Below are 18,180 nucleotides of genomic sequence, written 5' to 3'. Positions count from 1 at the left end.
CAGTTTGCTATTAACAAACTGCTTCATCTATTATATCATTCTTTTCTATTTCAGTATTTACTTTTTCTTCATAAATTAAATACTTTCCATGAATCTTTATAAAATAATCTCCACAAAGATATAAAGGATATATTAACCATATAATGGTTATATTTACATCAAAATTATAATTATTCCAAATCATTAATATAGCAACAAATGAACAAAGTATTGAAATTCCATTATTAATTATTAATGTTTTAATATCATTTATTTTTATAATTCTTAAGTTAATCACAAATAATATTACTGTAAGTATTGAGTATAATGCTGACTTTAATAAATTTTCTATATTATAAATATCAACTCCGTACTTTTTCATGTAAAGTACATATTCAAATTTTTCTTTATATTCCTTTGCCATCTTACTCCAAAAATCAAAATCAGACCACTTATTTGGAATCATATCTAATGGAATAGAAATTTTAATATTTGTAATCTTAAAAAATATAAATAAAGAAGCAATAGCCATTAAAATATATATACTTACTAAAACTGGTTTATTTTTTGATTTAAATAAACTAGCTATTATTTTAATTAAAATTAAAACTAAAGTTATAACTGGGAATATTAGTGATATAAACTTTGATATTATATAATAGACATTTCCGTTAATAGCCATTTCGTTAATACCAAATTTCATTTTAAAATCTTCAATTTTATTTAGTGTTAAACCCGTACCATCTATTATTAAACCATTCAAAACCTGGGATGAACCTTCAATAGCTTGAATCATAATATTTGCTTTAGAACCTTTTAAAATTCCTCTTACAATTAAATGTCTATCATTATAAATAATCTCTTTTCCCACACAATTACTACTTCCAAATAACTTATAAGATGTATCACTATCTATTAAACACCCATCTAAATCATCAACAAATAGGTTTGATCCCTTAACTAATAAATTAGATGAACCCTTTATAGTTAAAATATCTAAGTCACTTGCTATTTTTCCCAAATCAGGATTCTCAGCAGTTTGTAGTGTTTCTTCAATCCAACCTACTACAGATAATTCTGGCTGAGATTTTTTTATATCCTTAATTAAATCTACATTATAATTTTCATTTTCAAAATAGAAATTTAAAGTCTTATTTTTACTTCCTATATTATTTGCATACCCTAAGGATATTCCCCAGCACATAATTAAAGCAAATACAATAATTATTCTAACTATGTGCTTTAAATACCTTATCATTCAGTCTCCAGGCGAACTCTATCGCCATCTTCTATTGTTTTATTGCTATCAATTATTATTTTATCATTTCTTCCTAATGCACCTTCAGTTACACCTGCATATTCACCATCTCTTTTTTCAATTTTTACATCAACTTTTTTAGCTATTAATTCTTTACCTAATACAGTTTCCTTTTCAGTAACAACTAATACATAATAACTATTACCATCACCTTGTCTTAATGCTGCTAACGGAACACATGTACCATATTTTCTTGATTTACTTGAAACCACAATTTCTCCACTATCATCAATTTCTCCTATTCCTACAGGTAAAACAACTGTTACATTTAAAGTTTCATTATTATCTTGATTTTTAGAAATAGAAGCTATAGTTAAGTTTTCAATAATACCATAAGTACCTAAATTTAAGGCAACTACTTGTCCTTGTTTTATTGAAGTTCTATTTTCTTTATCAATTTCTCCAATAAACTTATACCCTTCATTCTTATCTGCAATTGACGCTATAGTATCAGTTGTAACTCCACCATTTTCTGCAAAGACACTAGTAATTATTCCCTCCTTTTCTGAAGTGATTTTTCCACCAGCCTCTAGCAGAGGTTGAAGTTTTGCAAGTTCTTTATTATATTCATCAATTTTAAGAGAATCCTTTGTGTCCTGAAGCGCTCTATCTAAATCAACAGTATCATTTGATTCAGAAACAGCTGCATCATACATAGATTTCTTTGATTTATAATCAGAATATAAACTTTCTTCTATTCCTGGATCCTTCTCTTCATCACTTAATTTTGAATAATTATCTAATGCTTGCTTTGCTGTATTCATTTCATTTAAGGCACCTTGTACTGCTTGTTTTTTAGCATTTATAGCCTTATTATAATCCTCTGTAGCACGTGTTAAAGTCTTTTGCTCTTGTGCTATACTTTCCTTAATTTCATTAACCTTTTTTTCTAAATCTTCAGTATCAAGCTCAACTAATGTATCACCAACTTTAATATTTGAACCTTCACTTATATTTACATAATTAATTTTAAGACCTTCTACTACAGAAATTTTTTCTTCTCTATTTTTAACAACTACCCCTTTAGCCGTAACCTCATCTACTATTGTTTTAGTCTTTGGCTTATCAACTTTAACTCTTGGTATAGTCATAGAATCTGCAGCCCTGGATAACATGGTGCATCCTATCATTAATATTAAAAAGGCAAATAGGGCTTTTACTGCTTTTTTCTGCAATGTATCTTTACCCTTTTTTTCATATTTAAAATTTATAACTTTTTTTATTTTTTCTTTTTTATTCATAAATTATCATTCCTTTACTGCTGATGCTGCAATACCTTGCTCTAAATAGCTTTGACCTGCAAAAAATACTATTATAGCAGCTATTAATGTTACAGCAGATGCTGTAAATGCTATATCTGCATTTTCTAATGTAATATTAGGTAAATAAATCGATAATGGCCATAAAGCTTTATCCTTTAAAAATGTTAGTGGCTGCTCTATTAAATTCCAATATTCTAAAAACTGCAATACAACAGCTGACATTATACCTGGCATTCCTAAAGGTATTCCTATCTTAACAAAAATAATAAATTCACTAGCTCCATCTATTCTTGCTGATTCAATAATTGACTCTGGTATATTACAAAAGAATCTATACATTATAAACACTGAAAATGTTGAAAATATAGCAGGTAATATTATGCTTCCATGAGTATTAAGAAGGTGTAATTTATCTAACACTAAATAACTGGATAACATAGTAACTTGGAAAGGCATTAACATTACTACTATATAAATAGTAAATAACACTTTCTTAAAAGGAAACTTATATCTTGCAAATCCCCAAGCTGCTGGAATACCGACTATAAGTTGTCCACCAACTGATAAAAATACTATTTTTACAGAGTTCCAAAACATTACAAAAAATTCTGGAGTATCAAATAATAATTCTACATATGCACGCAAGGTAGGATAACTAGGTAATAATCCCCAACTTACATATCCTTTACTTTTTTCAGCTAATACTGGAGCAAGATAAGTGTTTAATTCATCTGCACCCATGAATGATCCTGCTAATAGAAATATAACTGGAAAACACATAAATATAGAAATAGCAACTAATATAATAAATAATATCTTTTTCTTCATTTTATAAATCACCTCATTCTAATCTTGCTTTTCCCATGCTCTTTGTAGCAACATAATTAAAATAAATATTACAATTGCCATTAAAATAGATGCTGCTGCCATTTTATCAAATGATAATTCTCTAAACCAGTTATTAAACAAATGCTGTAATAAATACATACTCTTATCTGGATAATTACCTGCAACTAAATATGCTTCTCTAAATACTTTAAATGAATTTAAAAGCGATAAAACTGAAATTGTATATAATGTAGGTTTTAAACAAGGCAAAGTAATTTTTGTGAAACATTGCATATTAGTAGCTCCATCAACCTTAGCTGATTCGTATATTTCCTTTGATATAGAATTTAATCCTGCTAACCATAAAATTATATTATAGCCAAGATTTTTCCATATATAACTAAATACTAAAATCCAAAAAGCCCATCCTGTACTCATCCAATCTTGGCCTGTAATATTAAATTTATCTAAAAATCCACTTAAAAATCCATGTTCATTAAAAACAATATTCCATATTAATACTACTGATGCAATTGGTACTGCCATTGGTATTAAAAAAGCAGTTCTAAGCACCTTTGATGCTTCTGTAAATTTATTTAATATAACTGCTAATATAAGTGATAAAGTTAATAATAATGGTATACATATAAATACAAACTTTATTGTATTTGTTGCAGCTAATTTAAATGCTGCATTGTTAAATACTTCAACATAATTTTGAAATCCTATAAATTCTCTAGAAATTGCACTTTGAAAAGATCTAATAAATACATCTAAGAAGGGAAGCAATGTGAAGATTGCTACCCCTATTAAACTTGGTAATACAAAGTATAACCCTGTATATCTTTTCCTTTTCTTAATATCTTCTTGTTCAGCCTTATTTATCTTTTCTTTTTCTGCTCTTTTAAGTTGTTTTATTTTATTACTTTTCTTTAACTCTTCCATATTACTCCGATAAGTATAAATCTAAGTTATCTACAACTTTATTTATAGAATCCTCCAAAGATATATCTCCATTTACATATGATTCAAATTGCTTTGCAACTTCTATTAATAATACTGAATTTACTGTTGTTCCAACATTTAAATTTTCTATTTCAAATTTTAATTTATTTACATCCTCATCATTAGGCAATAGCATAGTTACTTCTTTTGAATTTCCAAATTCATCTGAATATCCCCATGTTCCTTGAATATAATGATTTTTTGATTCATCATATTCTAACTCATATCCATCTTCTTTCATTTTTTCAACAGAAAATGCATCATTAAGCTTATTTAAATTTATACTAAATCCATTATTTGAGTAATTATCTCTAGAATAACCTTTTAATAATGACGTTACTAATTCTTTTGCTTGTTCTTTATTTTTCCCCTTTGCATTAATTCCAACTATATTAGATGGTATAAAGATATTTTCTTCACCTCTAGTTAAAATCTTATATCCTATATCAGAATTATTATTTAATAATGTAATTAAATTAATATAATCATTAATTCCAGACATTCCACCCATAGATAATGATGATGATTGATCAAATAAGAATGAATCCGCACTAACTGATGGATTTAAATAATATTGTAAATCATACACTTCATAATCAACTTCACTATCTTCTTCATCACCAACACCATAATCTTCATCTATTTCACTGTTATCTACACTAAACCCATTATCAAAACCTTCTAATTGTGAATACTTATCTTCCATAAACTTATTATAAGCCTCTTGATTTGTTTTGATATATCCATACATTTCATTAAGCTTTATAAAGAAATCAGTTAGTGCATCTTCATTTATAGTATTATCATGTTTTAACCAATCATTTCCGTATAAATTATATAATGAATAAACTAAAGTTCTTGCACTAAAGTAGTTATTAAATATCATCTTATCTGTTTGTGTTGATAATTTTTTAGTTAATTCAACTAATGAGCTTAAATCTGAAACTGAATTTATATCTTCTTTATTTCCTAATAATATTGGATATTTAAAATATGTTGGTATTTGATATATCTTTCCATCCTTTGTATATGCCTGAGCAATATTTTTAAATATTGTTTCATTTTCTATTAAAGGATTTATTATATCACTCATATCTTCTAATAATCCTTTGCTAATATATGATTCAGCAGTTAAACCATCTAAAATAATAACATCTGGTCCATTTCCACCCATTATTTCTGTATTTAAAGTTTTAAGTGCATCTGATTGAGTAACTCCATCATTATAATTTAATCCAATTTCATATTTTACATAAACATCAGGATTTTCTTTTGAATATGCAGAAATAGCTTGTCTTATCATATAATTTTCTAATAATGAATAAATAACTATTTGATTATCTGGTGTTGAAGGAATATCTGGATTATAAGTATAATTAATAACTGATACTCCATCACTTGACCAATCATTAAATGCTGCTAAGAAATTCTTTTCTCCCTTTTCAATAAATCCAATCAAATTACTTTCTTCATCTCCAAAAGTAGAAATTGCAGAATCTATAATCATATTTGTTTTTCCACTTTTCATATCATAAGCATATACACCTAAAGTTGTATAATAATAAAGTGTATTTTTACTCCCTGAATTAATAAATGTTGGATAATAGTTAACCTTCTCCCCTATTGCCTCCTTTTCTAATTCTTTTAAATTTCCCTTTTCTTTTCCATTTGTAATATCATATTCAACTATTTCATCGTATGAAGTAGTAATTAATGAATCTCCTACAAACACAAAATTATCTATATAATCATTTCCTTCATAAATATTCTTTTCTTCAAATGTTTTTCCATCAAATTGTACAATTAACTCTTGATTACTTCCTACTGAAAAAAATACATCCCCATTAGGTGCACATTTGAAATTATTATATCCACTTGAATCACTATCAGTATTATATGATGTAAGATCTAAATCAATATCACTAATGCTTCCATCAGTTTCAATAATTGAATATTTATATTCTGGCTCTTCATATACATAGTTTTCTTCACTTTGTGTTTCTCCCTCTGTTGGTTCCACATAAGGTTCCTCAAAATAATAAGAAACTAATATTCTTCCATCACTTAAATAACCAATATTATTTGTATATGTTTCTTTTCCATCTTGTTTAGGTAGTTCTAAATCTTGTGTTGTCCAATTTTGTCCACCATCATCAGATATAAAAGAAATTGGAGTATTTGTTTCATTAGAAAAACCTAACATTGCTATTCTTCCATCTTCTAATATACTCAATTCATTTACATAACTATTTGTTGGTGCCTCGTATCTTTCTTCAACATATCTTCCCATTGAAGATTTCTCATTTCCCTTAGAACATCCTGTAATTGCAGCAATCATAGTTAATGCAGTTGTAATTGCTACTATTTTCTTTGAATTTTTCCCCATATTTTCCTCCAATTATTTTATACTTTATTATATAATATCATTTTTAATGAAATTTTAACATATTTACCCAATAAATATTTTCTAAAATAACCTTTTTATAATTAAACATACATAATTGTAAAAATATTCTATTTAATATTGCATTATATTAATTAATATTAAATTAATTAATAATTAATTTTTTCTTACATTTAAACACTAAAATAATTTAATATATTTATAATAAAAAAATAAGCAGTATAAAAGTCAGCTTTCACCAACTCTTATACTGCCCATTTCTTATTACCAGTAAATGAAACATTTAACCACTTATTGTAATCAATATGCTTTATTGCATCATTTATTTCTTCTCTCACATTATCCATTTGGTCTAATGTCTTAAGTTTACTATCCTTATTATAAACAAAATCTATTTCTATTCTAAGTTCACGTCCAACTTTAGAAACCCTTGTTATTGATTCCTCAAAATTATATTCTTCTTCAATTCCTTTAACTAAAACATATATATCATCATTTATTTCATCATTAGCTTTTACACATATTACTTCCTTAAAACTTTCTATAAAAGTTTTTATAGGAATTCTAATACAAACTAAAGATACTACTATTGTCATAAATGGATCTATATATGGATTTAAAGACTTTAATTTAGTTCTTGCTAATACCATTGCAATTATAAATCCAACTAATACCGCTGTACTTAATGCTGTATCCATAAACCATTGAGTACATTCTGCTTTAATTAATTCTGAATTAATCTTCTTTTCTTGTTCTTTCATATAAAATGAAATTATTCCACACCCTAAAACTGATACAATTGAATATATAAGTGCTAATCCAAATTCTAAGCTATTTCCTCCATTCATTAATGTTTTTATTGCTTCAATTAATGAATATGAACACATTATTGCAATTATTAATGATTTTATTGAAATAACTATTGGTTCTAAAATATGTTTACCAAAAGGGAATTTTTCAAAATCTCTTTTAGCCATATAATTATTAATGTATAAAGATAACATTGATAAAACTACGCTGATAAATGAATATAATCCATCGAATATAATCATATCAGATTTTATCGCTCATCCCCATGCAATACCAAATAGTGCAAAGAATAACGCACCTATTACCGATAGTTTTAATATTTTATTTTCTAGTTTCATTATTCTCACCTCTATTCAAACTTTAAATTTTTTTAATAAACTAGATACTATTATAATATATAAATTAACTTTATTTTGTAATGACTAAAATGCTCAAAAATTACAACTAATATATTCATTTTTATAACAAAAAAAAATTATAAATAACTTAAATGTACCTATTTTTAATTAAAAAGTACTTATTTTAATTTATTTTTAGCACTTTACTTAGAATTTTAATCTATTTTAAATTTTATTATTTTATAATTTGGTATTTTATTAATTTTTAATATAAATAAATTTTAAAAATTATATTATACATTATAATTAATATTAAGTTGTTTCATTATATAAATTAAGTATATAATATCAATTGGAACTTATATTTAATGTAATTTATTATTAAAGTTTTAAAAAATAACCAAAATTAATAAAGGAGATTGTACTTTAATGAAAGAACTATTTGATTTATTTTGGACTTTCTGTAAAATCGGAGCTTTAACATTTGGTGGAGGATATGCAATGCTTCCATTAATCCAAAGAGAAATTGTTGAAAACAAAAAATGGTCTACCGAAAAAGAAATTCTTGATTATTACGCTGTTGGGCAATGTACACCAGGTGTAATTGCAGTTAATACTGCTACATTTATAGGCTATAAGTTAAAAGGAATTATTGGTGGTATTGTTGCAACCCTTGGAGTTATTTTCCCATCAATAGTAATAATACTTATAATAGCAACTTTTCTTCAAAACTTTGCTGATTTAGCTATAGTTCAAAGTGCATTTGCTGGTATAAGAGTTGCTGTTGTTGCTTTAATTATAACTACAGTAGTAAAGCTTATTAAATCCTCAATTAAAGATTACTTAGGAGTAATAATAGCTATTATTGCTTTTGTTATATCTGCATTTATTGGATTATCACCTGTTTATGTAGTTATCGCAGCTGCACTAACTGGATTTATTTCTAAAGGCTTAAGAGGTGATAAAAAATGATACTTATAATTTTATTTTTAGAATTTTTTAAAGTTGGTTTATTTTCAGTTGGAGGTGGACTTGCAACTATTCCATTCTTGTATGAACTTGCTGCTAAATATAACTGGTTTGATGAAAAAATGTTAATGGATATGATTGCTGTATCTCAATCAACTCCTGGTGCAATAGGTGTTAATATGGCTACCTTTGCAGGATTTAGAGCTTCTGGAATATTAGGTGGAATAATAGCAACTCTAGGACTTGTTACTCCATCAATAATAGTAATTATTATAGTTGCTCATTTCTTAAATAAATTTAAAGAAAGTAGAACTGTTGAATCTATATTTTATGGCTTAAGACCTGCTGTTGCTTCATTAATTGCAGCTGCTGGATACCAAGTATTTAAAGTATCTATCTTAGCTTTAGATAAATTTAATTTAACTCATAAATTAGTAGATATAATAAACATTAAATCTACAATTTTATTATTTGTTCTTTTATTTGCCATTACAAAATTTAAGAAGCATCCTATAGTATATATAGGTAGTGCAGCTCTTATTGGAATAATATTTAAATTTTAATAAATCAATTTTGTCCCTAATAAAACATATACTATATTAAATTTATATAATATGGTGGTGGAATTTATGAAAGCCGATATCGTATGTGAAGGTGGAGGTGTAAAAGGAATTGCTTTATTAGGGGCAATTTATTATTTAGAAGAAAAAGGCTACACTTTCCAAAACTTTGCTGGTACATCTGCTGGTGCTATAGTTTCTTCCTTATTAGCTGTTGGTTATACTGGAAAAGAATTAAAAGAACTGCTTTTAAATATAAAATTTACTGATTTTTATGAAAAAAACAAATTATCATTGCTTCCTTTCATTGGCCCTACCATAAGTCTATTTAAAAACAAAGGTTTATTTTCCGGAAATAATATTGAAGAATATTTAAATAAACTTTATAAAGCAAAAGGAAAACATAAATTTAAAGATATTGCTGTAAATGGGCAAAGTCCACTTAAGGTAATTGCTTCAGATGTTACAAATAAAAAACTCTTAGTATTACCAGATGATTTAAAAAACTATAATATTGATCCATTAGAATTTGAAATTGCAAAAGCTGTTAGAATGAGTATTAGTATTCCATTTTACTTTAATCCAGTAATATTGAAATATGGTAAAGAATCAAGCTACATTGTTGATGGTGGGATATTTAGCAACTTTCCTATTTGGCTTTTTGATGTTGATGGAATTCCTAAATGGCCTACCTTTGGATTAAAGCTACTTAGTGATAATGACTTAAAAAAAACATCCCCTAATAAAAGTAATTTAATAACATATTCTTGTGATATTGTAGATACCTTATTTGCTAATAGTGATGAAGGATTTCTAAAAAATAAGGATTCTGTAAGAACAATAAAAATAAGAACCTATAATATTGGTACTGTGGATTTTGCAATATCTAAAGAACAATACCTAACACTTTTTAATTCGGGCTATGTAAGTGCAAAAAAATTCCTTTCAACATGGAATTTTAACTCTTATATTTCTAGATATAGAAAACTTGGTTAGTGGCAAGTGGTAAGTTGCAAGTTAGTAGTTAAGGTATAAATTCAGCTAATGCTAAATTTCTTTAAATATATTCTCAGAAACTCCCTAATGAGTTTCATCCTTAACTTATCACTTGTAACTTGTCATTTTTAACTAAATACCTCTCGTTTGCAACTTCCTTTATTTTTATCATATTATATAATGAAAAAACCTTAATTGGAGATTATCATGACTTCACTTATATTATATTGTTTATCAATTTTATTATTAATAATTTCATTTATTAAAGATAAAAACAAAACAAAAAGTGCAATAATTTCTGCAGTTAAATCCTTTGAAAATATCTTACCTCAATTTCTCTTTATAATTGTTACTATTGGAATAATACTTGCTTTTATTAATCCAAATACAATTTCTAAAATTATAGGTTCAAATTCTGGATTTATAGGAGTAATTCTTTCTGCAATTTTAGGTTCAATAACAATGATGCCTACCTTTGTTGCCTTTTCCCTTGGAAATACACTTTTATTAAATGGAGCTGGTTATTCACAAGTAGGTGCCTTAGTGTCAACATTAGTTCTAGTTGGAATAATGACTTATACACTTGAATCTCAATATATTGGCAAACGTGCAGCCTTTCTTAGAAATTTTATAGGTTTCCTATTTTCTATATTAGCTGGAATATTATTAGGTAGGATTATGGTGATTTTATGAATTTATTAATTAAAATATTAAAAAGATATAAATATTTCTTATTTTCTGTAAGCATTCTTATAATAATAGGATTATTTAGTTTAAATTTATTTTTAAATGTACTTAATAGTGTAAAATCTAATATTCTTCAAATGCTATCAGTTTTACCACCTATAATGATACTACTTGGATTAATAGATATATGGATTCCAAGAGAAACATTAATGAAATATATGGGTAAAAAATCAGGCATAATTGGAATTATCTTAGCAATGCTAATTGGATCAATTGCAGCTGGACCCATGTATGCTGCTTTTCCTTTTACTGCAGTTTTAATAAAAAAAGGTGCTAAATTTTCTAATATAATAATTTTTATGAATTCATGGTGTTTAACTAAAATTTCTACACTTTTATTTGAAATTTCAGCATTAGGATTAAAATTTACCTTAGTAAGATTAGTGATAGATATTCCTGGAGTCTTAATTATGAGTTACTTTGTAAGTGCTTTAATGCCAGAAAATGAATTTAAAAAAATATATAATAAAAATAAGGGGGTGTCGCACTAAAAATTTTATACACAATATATTGTTTTAAAAAATAAAAATCAACACAATATATTGTAGTCTTTATTCTTAATGCGACATCCACTTTATTCATTTAATTATATATATCTGAAAATTCTATATTACATTTTTCAACCCTTGATTTAGTTAAATTTGTATTTTTAATATGTTCATTATTAATTCTTTTTTTAGGAAGTGTAATAGTAAACTTACTTCCTTCATTTTCCTTGCTTTCTACAGTAATTTTTCCTTTATGCATTTCTACAAGAGATTTAACTAAAGATAATCCTATACCACTTCCATTAAAACTTTTAGTTAGCTTATTATCTATTTGTTCATATCTATTGAAAATTTTATTAAGTTTTTGCTTTGGCATACCTATTCCAGTATCCTTAACTGATATATATACATTTTCTTTATCAGAGTTAATATTTACAATTATCTTCCCATCTGGCCTTGTATATTTTATAGCATTAGAAAGCAAATTTAATATTATTCTCTCTATTTTATCTGGATCACAAGCTATTATTTCCTCTTCTGTATCAGTATCAAAAATAAGTTCAATCCCCTTATTTTTTATATATTCTAAAACAGACATAGTTATATCTTCTACAACACTTACTATATTATAATTTCCAAGCTCAATATCATAATATCCATAATCAATTTTATTCATATCTATAATATTATTTACTAACCTTAAAAGCCTATAACAATTTTGCTTAATTGAAGTCATATACTTTTTTAAATCAATTTCTTCATTTGAAATTATATTTTTATTTTCTATATTTTTATTTATTAATTGCATTGTTGCTAAAATAATATTTAAAGGAGTTTTAAATTCATGTGATATATTTGAAAAAAATTCATTTTTTATTCCTTCTAATTCAATTGCTCGCTCATAAGCTAACTTTTCATCAAGAATTTTTTGCTTTTCACTTATATCCTTAGCTATTACTATATACACTTTATCTTCTTCTACATATTTGAAATTACCCTTAAGTAATTTATAATTTTCGTCCTTGCATTTAACTTTAAATTCTAATCCTTTAATTTCATCTTTTATATTTGAAGTTTTTTTATACCCTAATATCCTAAGTAAATCATCTTGATGAATAAAATTGCTCCACTCAACAGAAATTACTTCTTTTTCATTCCATCCTAATATTTCATTACAAGATTTACTCACTCTCTTAATCTTGCTGTCAGTACCTATGATTACTATAATATCAATTGTTATTTCAAATAAATATTCAAGATTATTATTCTTATCTAATCTTAAAAGATTTTGCATACCCTTTTGATACCCCCATACCGCTTCTACTTCTATTGACCTTACATCATTTTACCATCTTAAATATATTATACATATATCTACCTTTTCCCTCAACCTTTTTTTACCATTTTATTTTTTATTTTCCGTAACTTCCAATATATCAACCAATTTTTTATTCTATTATTAAATTATACCTTTGGGCAATATTTTTATAATTAGTTAAATCATTCTCACTTTTATAAAATATAGGAAATTTATTATTATAATTTCCCCATATAGTACATGGTATCTTTGTAAAATATATTGTAGAAAATAATATTTCCTTACAATTCATTTTATTTATAAACTCAATACTATCTATTGGTAATTTGTAATAAACTCCTTTTGTACTATTTTTAGCTTTAAAATCCATTAAAAACTTTTTCCCATTTTCACTTAGCATATTTTCTAATTTATTTTTATCTTCTTGCTTTAAAAAATTATAATAAAAATCAACAAATGAATTATCAATATTGTTTAACAATGCTGCTTCTTTTAAAAAACCTAACATTTTATTTTCAAAATCTTTATTATCAATTGCTTTAATAGTTTTATTTTTATAATTATTAAATCCTTGTATAATATTATCAAATTTAATTTTAACCTTTTCTTTAAAATAAATTTCATCTATTGGAATTAACACTTAAATCTCTACTCCTTCTTCTATTATGTTAATATAATTTTTTAATTTTCATAAGTTCTTAATATTCCCTCTGCTATAGTTTTTCTAGTTGTTCTCATATCCATAGCTTGTTTTTCAATATATCTATGTGCCTCTGATTCTGTCATATTTAAATATTGTATTAAAATACACTTAGCCCTATCTATCATTTTAATATCTTCAATTTTTTGTAAAAGTTTGTTATTTTCTTTTTTTAACTTATATATTTTATTATATGTAGCATTGGCTATTTTTAAAACGCTCCAAAATATTGTCCTATTCATTGGCTTAGCAATTGTAATTATCCCATATTCTTCAACCTTTTCGCTAATTTCATCATAAATATCATTTCTAACTACAATAATAACTTGTCCTATACTACTTGAAACTATATCTTTTGCAAATTCATCTCCAAATTCATCTATTAAAGGTGAATTAATAATACATAAATCAAAAATTCTTTCAACTAATAACCTTCTTGCTTCTCCACCATTTGTTACGGTGACGACTTCCCCATAAGAGTTTTGTGAAAGCACTTCAATAAAAAATTCCCTTGCTTTGTTACTGCTGGATACTATTAGTACACTATCCAAAGAACCGCCCCCTTGTATACTTAAATAAAGCATTTATTTTCTTACTTTTAAATATATTCAAAGTACATTCTTTTAATCTTTTCTTTTTCTATTGCTTTATTATATCTGTCTACTTCAATTTGCTTTAATTCTACATATTTATTTAAAACTTCACTACCTATTACACTTTTAATAAATTCACTTTCTTTTGCAATATCCAATGCTTCTTGAAGACTTTCTGGTAACACTTCTATATCTTTTAACTTTTCTTCACCTAAAATATATAAATTCTCATTTATTTCCTTTGGCAAAGTTAATGAATTTTCAATTCCATAAATACCTGCTGCAAGAATTAATGAAAATGCCAAATATGGATTTATAGCTGAATCTGGAGATCTTAATTCCATTCTTGTTTTTTCTCCAGTTGCAGCAGGAATTCTAATTAACTGTGAACGATTTTGATGCGACCAAGAAATATATTTTGGTGCTTCAAATTTTCCAAACCTCTCATATGAATTAACAATAGGATTTAAAAAAGCTGTAATTTCTCTAGTCTTACTTAAAACTCCAGCTATAAAACTTTCAGCCTCTGAATCCTTCTCCCCCTCATTTTTAAATATATTAGAACCATTTTTATTTAATGATATATTTATATGCAATCCATTTCCACTTTTATTACTTAAAGGCTTTGGCATAAATGATGCATACAATCCTGCTCTTCCTGCAATTGCCTTAACCATTGACTTAAATGTTAAAAAGTTATCTGCCGCATTAAGAGAATCACTATATTTAAAATCTATTTCATTTTGCCCTGGTCCTTGTTCATGGTGGGAGGTTTCAGGTTTGATATACATTTCTTCTAAGCAAAGACAAATTTCTCTTCTTATATTTTCACCTTTATCAATTGGTGCTATATCAAAATATCCACCTTTGTCATGTGTAATATAAGTTGCCTCACCATTTTCATCAGTTTTAAATAAATAAAACTCACATTCTGTTCCTATGTATGGAACATACCCCTTATGATTACATCTTTTTATAATATTTTTTAAAATATTTCTACTATCATATATAAACTCTTTTTTTTCAGGAGTTTTTATATCACAAAAAAATCTAATAACTCTTCCTTGTTGAGGTCTCCATGGTAATATATTTAAAGTACTTGGATCTGGAAATAACAATAAATCAGAATTTACAACATCACCAAATCCCTTTATTGCTGATGCATCAAAAGAAACACCTTCTTTAAATGCCCTTTCTAACTCATCTGGCATTATTGAAATATTTTTTTGTGTTCCAAAAATATCACAAAAAGCTAATCTAATGAATTTAACATCATTTTGTTTAACAAATTCTAAAACTTCTCTAATAGCATATGACATATCTCTTCCCCCAGTTAATATACCTTTTTATTATATTATTTTCTATAAAAAAAGCATTCATCAAATATTTTTATGACCTACAACTTAACAATAAATAATAATTAATCTTTAGTATGATTTAAATTAAATTTAACTAAATCTTATGTTTTATACTGTACATCTAAAAATATTTAATGAATACCTCACTTTTTCTAATATTATACAATATTGTATTTTTATTAGCAATATATCTATTATTAAAATTTAATTTCACTTTTTTTAAATCAACTGTTTACTTTTAGGTAATTTAGGGATATAATACATATATAAACAGCAACGGCGCTGTGGACACTTATTTGTCCACAGTGCCTTTTTTATTTAAAGGGGGCTATAATTATGAAAGATATACCAAATTTATTTGGTAGTTTAGTTTTTAACGATAATGTTATGAAAGCAAGATTACCAAAGGAAAATTATAAAGCATTAAAAAATTGTATTAAAGCAGGAAAATCACTTGATTTAGATGTTGCTAATGTAGTTGCTAATGCAATGAAGGATTGGGCTATAGAAAAAGGAGCAACACATTTCACTCATTGGTTTCAACCAATGACTGGTGTTACAGCTGAAAAGCATGATAGTTTCATTTATCCTGATAAAGATGGAAATATTATAATGGAGTTTTCAGGTAAAGAACTTATTAAAGGGGAACCTGATGCATCTAGTTTTCCATCAGGAGGACTTAGAGCTACATTTGAAGCTAGAGGATATACTGCATGGGATCCAACATCATATGCATTTATAAAAGATGGTACTTTATGCATACCTACAGCTTTTTGTTCTTATAGTGGTGAAGCCTTAGATAAAAAAACTCCTGTATTAAGATCAATGCAAGCCTTAAACAAACAAGCTTTACGTATATTAAAACTTTTTGGAAAAACTAATATAAAAAAGGTTATTACAACTGTAGGTCCTGAGCAAGAATATTTCTTAGTTGATAAGGAAATGTATGAAAAGAGACCTGATTTAGTTTTTTGTGGTAGAACATTATTTGGTGCAAGACCTCCTAAGGGCCAAGAGTTAGAAGATCATTATTTTGGTACTATTACACCAAGAGTATCTGCTTACATGAAAGAACTTGATGAAGAACTTTGGAAATTAGGTGTATTAGCTAAAACTAAACACAATGAAGTTGCACCTGCTCAACATGAATTAGCTCCTATATTTGCTACAACAAATATAGCAACTGATCATAACCAACTAACTATGGAACTTATGAAATCTATAGCAAATAAACATGGACTAGCATGTTTACTTCATGAAAAACCTTTTGCTGGTGTAAATGGCAGTGGTAAGCATAATAACTGGTCAATTTCTACTGATACCGGAGTTAACTTATTAGAACCTGGTGATACTCCATCAGAAAATGCACAATTTTTATTATTTCTTACATCTATAATTAAAGCTGTTGATGATTATCAAGATTTATTACGTGTTTCTGTTGCAAGTGCTGGAAATGATCATAGATTAGGTGCAAACGAAGCTCCTCCAGCTATTGTATCAATATTCCTTGGAGATGAATTAACTGAAATATTAAAATCTATTGAAAATGACACCTCTTATATTTGTAAGGAAAAAAGCCCAATGGAAATTGGAGTTCGTGTATTACCTAAATTTTTTAAAGATACTACAGATAGAAATAGAACTTCTCCATTTGCATTTACCGGTAATAAATTTGAATTTAGGATGCTTGGATCAGCTTTTTCAATTGCAGGCGCTAACATTGTATTAAATACAATTGTGGCAGAAGAACTAAGTCAATTTGCAGATATTCTTGAAAATAGTTCTAACTTTGATGAAGATTTAAATACACTTATTAAAAACACAATAAAATCTCATAACAAAATTATTTTTAATGGAAATAACTACTCTAATGATTGGGTTAAGGAAGCTGAAAAAAGAGGTCTTTTAAATTTAAAAACTACACCTGATGCTCTTCCTAGCTTTGTAAATAGTAAAAATGTTGAATTATTTACTAAACATCATGTTTTATCAGAAACTGAATTATATTCAAGATATGAAATCTTATTGGACAATTATAGTAAAACCATTCATATAGAAGCATTAACTATGATTGATTTAGCTAAAAAAGAAATAATTCCAGCTATTCTTGGATATCAAGGAGAAATTGCAGAAATTGCAAATAATAAAAAGAAATTATCTTCTTCTATCCAATGTTGTTTAGAAGAAAATATTCTTAATAAGATTTCTGCTTTAGGAAATTCATTATATAGCAAACTTGAAGATTTAGAAAAGTCAGTATTAGATGCTAAACTTCATACAGAAGCTCTTGATTTAGCTAAATATTATAGAGAACCAGTATTTATGAATATGCAACAATTACGAGCTGTAGTTGATGAACTTGAAACTCTTGTAAGTAAAAAATATTGGACACTTCCTAGTTACGGTGAATTATTATTTAGCGTTAATTAAATATCTTAGTTACACAAAGGCGTGTATTTTAAACTAGATTATTATAAATTCTAGATAAAATACATGCCTAATTTATT

The 18,180-nt window shown here is 26.2% G+C and carries 16 protein-coding genes; 6 read left to right on the top strand and 10 right to left on the bottom strand.

Going from position 1 to position 18,180, the window contains the following annotated elements:
* Positions 1 to 10 precede the first annotated feature (10 nt).
* The 6 genes from ACUN06_RS02910 to ACUN06_RS02885 form a co-directional block, all read right to left on the bottom strand.
* A complete protein-coding gene (locus ACUN06_RS02910) occupies positions 11 to 1,237 on the bottom strand; it encodes an ABC transporter permease (protein ID WP_294126379.1) in 1,227 nt (408 codons plus the stop codon).
* Positions 1,234 to 2,538 (bottom strand): efflux RND transporter periplasmic adaptor subunit, encoded by a 1,305-nt coding sequence (locus ACUN06_RS02905; protein WP_449390072.1) that lies wholly within the window; start codon positions 2,536 to 2,538, stop codon positions 1,234 to 1,236. The genes ACUN06_RS02910 and ACUN06_RS02905 overlap by 4 nt, the downstream gene beginning before the upstream one ends.
* A 6-nt stretch (positions 2,539 to 2,544) precedes the next feature.
* Positions 2,545 to 3,387, bottom strand: coding sequence for a carbohydrate ABC transporter permease (locus tag ACUN06_RS02900; protein ID WP_301953506.1), 843 nt, complete (start codon positions 3,385 to 3,387; stop codon positions 2,545 to 2,547).
* Between the two features lie 18 nt (positions 3,388 to 3,405).
* The gene (locus ACUN06_RS02895) at positions 3,406 to 4,332 is read right to left on the bottom strand and encodes a carbohydrate ABC transporter permease (RefSeq protein WP_302542024.1); all 927 of its coding nucleotides are present in this window, start codon (positions 4,330 to 4,332) and stop codon (positions 3,406 to 3,408) included.
* A 1-nt stretch (position 4,333) separates the two neighbouring features.
* Entirely contained in the window at positions 4,334 to 6,778 is a 2,445-nt protein-coding gene (locus tag ACUN06_RS02890; protein ID WP_291735741.1) for an ABC transporter substrate-binding protein, read from the bottom strand.
* 263 nt (positions 6,779 to 7,041) lie between these two features.
* Entirely contained in the window at positions 7,042 to 7,848 is an 807-nt protein-coding gene (locus ACUN06_RS02885) for a cation diffusion facilitator family transporter (RefSeq protein WP_291735740.1), read from the bottom strand.
* Between the two features lie 525 nt (positions 7,849 to 8,373).
* Here ACUN06_RS02885 and ACUN06_RS02880 point away from each other — a divergent pair.
* The 5 genes from ACUN06_RS02880 to ACUN06_RS02860 all read left to right on the top strand — a co-directional run bounded on the left by ACUN06_RS02880 (position 8,374) and on the right by ACUN06_RS02860 (position 11,707).
* A complete protein-coding gene (locus tag ACUN06_RS02880; protein WP_291730986.1) occupies positions 8,374 to 8,916 on the top strand; it encodes a chromate transporter in 543 nt (180 codons plus the stop codon).
* On the top strand, positions 8,913 to 9,476 hold the full coding sequence (locus ACUN06_RS02875; protein WP_294126386.1) for a chromate transporter: 564 nt from the start codon (positions 8,913 to 8,915) through the stop codon (positions 9,474 to 9,476). Before ACUN06_RS02880 ends, ACUN06_RS02875 begins: the two co-directional genes overlap by 4 nt.
* Positions 9,477 to 9,542: 66 nt before the next feature.
* A complete protein-coding gene (locus tag ACUN06_RS02870) occupies positions 9,543 to 10,469 on the top strand; it encodes a patatin-like phospholipase family protein (RefSeq protein ID WP_449390071.1) in 927 nt (308 codons plus the stop codon).
* 207 nt (positions 10,470 to 10,676) lie between these two features.
* Positions 10,677 to 11,162: a permease gene (locus tag ACUN06_RS02865; protein ID WP_449390070.1), complete on the top strand. Its 486-nt coding sequence runs from the start codon at positions 10,677 to 10,679 to the stop codon at positions 11,160 to 11,162.
* A complete protein-coding gene (locus ACUN06_RS02860) occupies positions 11,159 to 11,707 on the top strand; it encodes a permease (RefSeq protein ID WP_294398267.1) in 549 nt (182 codons plus the stop codon). The genes ACUN06_RS02865 and ACUN06_RS02860 overlap by 4 nt, the downstream gene beginning before the upstream one ends.
* A gap of 91 nt (positions 11,708 to 11,798) precedes the next feature.
* On the opposite strand, the gene ACUN06_RS02855 is transcribed toward ACUN06_RS02860, so the two are convergent.
* The 4 genes from ACUN06_RS02855 to glnA form a co-directional block, all read right to left on the bottom strand.
* Positions 11,799 to 12,998 carry a PAS domain-containing sensor histidine kinase gene (locus ACUN06_RS02855; RefSeq protein WP_291730976.1) on the bottom strand — a complete coding sequence of 400 codons (1,200 nt, stop codon included), beginning with the start codon at positions 12,996 to 12,998 and terminating at the stop codon, positions 11,799 to 11,801.
* Positions 12,999 to 13,152: 154 nt separating this feature from the next.
* On the bottom strand, positions 13,153 to 13,662 hold the full coding sequence (locus ACUN06_RS02850; protein ID WP_449390069.1) for a hypothetical protein: 510 nt from the start codon (positions 13,660 to 13,662) through the stop codon (positions 13,153 to 13,155).
* Between the two features lie 41 nt (positions 13,663 to 13,703).
* Positions 13,704 to 14,273, bottom strand: a complete 570-nt coding sequence (locus tag ACUN06_RS02845; RefSeq protein ID WP_291730973.1) for an ANTAR domain-containing response regulator — start codon at positions 14,271 to 14,273, stop codon at positions 13,704 to 13,706.
* Between the two features lie 47 nt (positions 14,274 to 14,320).
* Positions 14,321 to 15,634, bottom strand: coding sequence for a type I glutamate--ammonia ligase (gene glnA, locus ACUN06_RS02840; RefSeq protein WP_294368420.1), 1,314 nt, complete (start codon positions 15,632 to 15,634; stop codon positions 14,321 to 14,323).
* 375 nt (positions 15,635 to 16,009) lie between these two features.
* Here glnA and ACUN06_RS02835 point away from each other — a divergent pair, with 375 nt between their 5' ends.
* Complete coding sequence (locus tag ACUN06_RS02835; RefSeq protein WP_449390068.1) at positions 16,010 to 18,103, top strand: glutamine synthetase III family protein; 2,094 nt, start codon at positions 16,010 to 16,012, stop codon at positions 18,101 to 18,103.
* Positions 18,104 to 18,180 lie beyond the last annotated feature (77 nt).

The sequence above is a fragment of the Clostridium sp. ETTB3 genome (genome assembly GCF_053571985.1).
This window is presented reverse-complemented; position numbering and strand designations above follow the sequence as displayed.

Excerpts from the sequence above, each read along its gene's own strand:
- ACUN06_RS02910 (WP_294126379.1), bottom strand. The coding sequence starts at position 1,237 with ATGATAAGGTATTTAAAGCACATAGTTAGAATAATTATTGTATTTGCT.
- ACUN06_RS02905 (WP_449390072.1), bottom strand. The coding sequence starts at position 2,538 with ATGAATAAAAAAGAAAAAATAAAAAAAGTTATAAATTTTAAATATGAA.
- ACUN06_RS02900 (WP_301953506.1), bottom strand. The coding sequence starts at position 3,387 with ATGAAGAAAAAGATATTATTTATTATATTAGTTGCTATTTCTATATTT.
- ACUN06_RS02895 (WP_302542024.1), bottom strand. The coding sequence starts at position 4,332 with ATGGAAGAGTTAAAGAAAAGTAATAAAATAAAACAACTTAAAAGAGCA.
- ACUN06_RS02890 (WP_291735741.1), bottom strand. The coding sequence starts at position 6,778 with ATGGGGAAAAATTCAAAGAAAATAGTAGCAATTACAACTGCATTAACT.
- ACUN06_RS02885 (WP_291735740.1), bottom strand. The coding sequence starts at position 7,848 with ATGATTATATTCGATGGATTATATTCATTTATCAGCGTAGTTTTATCA.
- ACUN06_RS02880 (WP_291730986.1), top strand. The coding sequence starts at position 8,374 with ATGAAAGAACTATTTGATTTATTTTGGACTTTCTGTAAAATCGGAGCT.
- ACUN06_RS02875 (WP_294126386.1), top strand. The coding sequence starts at position 8,913 with ATGATACTTATAATTTTATTTTTAGAATTTTTTAAAGTTGGTTTATTT.
- ACUN06_RS02870 (WP_449390071.1), top strand. The coding sequence starts at position 9,543 with ATGAAAGCCGATATCGTATGTGAAGGTGGAGGTGTAAAAGGAATTGCT.
- ACUN06_RS02865 (WP_449390070.1), top strand. The coding sequence starts at position 10,677 with ATGACTTCACTTATATTATATTGTTTATCAATTTTATTATTAATAATT.
- ACUN06_RS02860 (WP_294398267.1), top strand. The coding sequence starts at position 11,159 with ATGAATTTATTAATTAAAATATTAAAAAGATATAAATATTTCTTATTT.
- ACUN06_RS02855 (WP_291730976.1), bottom strand. The coding sequence starts at position 12,998 with ATGCAAAATCTTTTAAGATTAGATAAGAATAATAATCTTGAATATTTA.
- glnA (WP_294368420.1), bottom strand. The coding sequence starts at position 15,634 with ATGTCATATGCTATTAGAGAAGTTTTAGAATTTGTTAAACAAAATGAT.
- ACUN06_RS02835 (WP_449390068.1), top strand. The coding sequence starts at position 16,010 with ATGAAAGATATACCAAATTTATTTGGTAGTTTAGTTTTTAACGATAAT.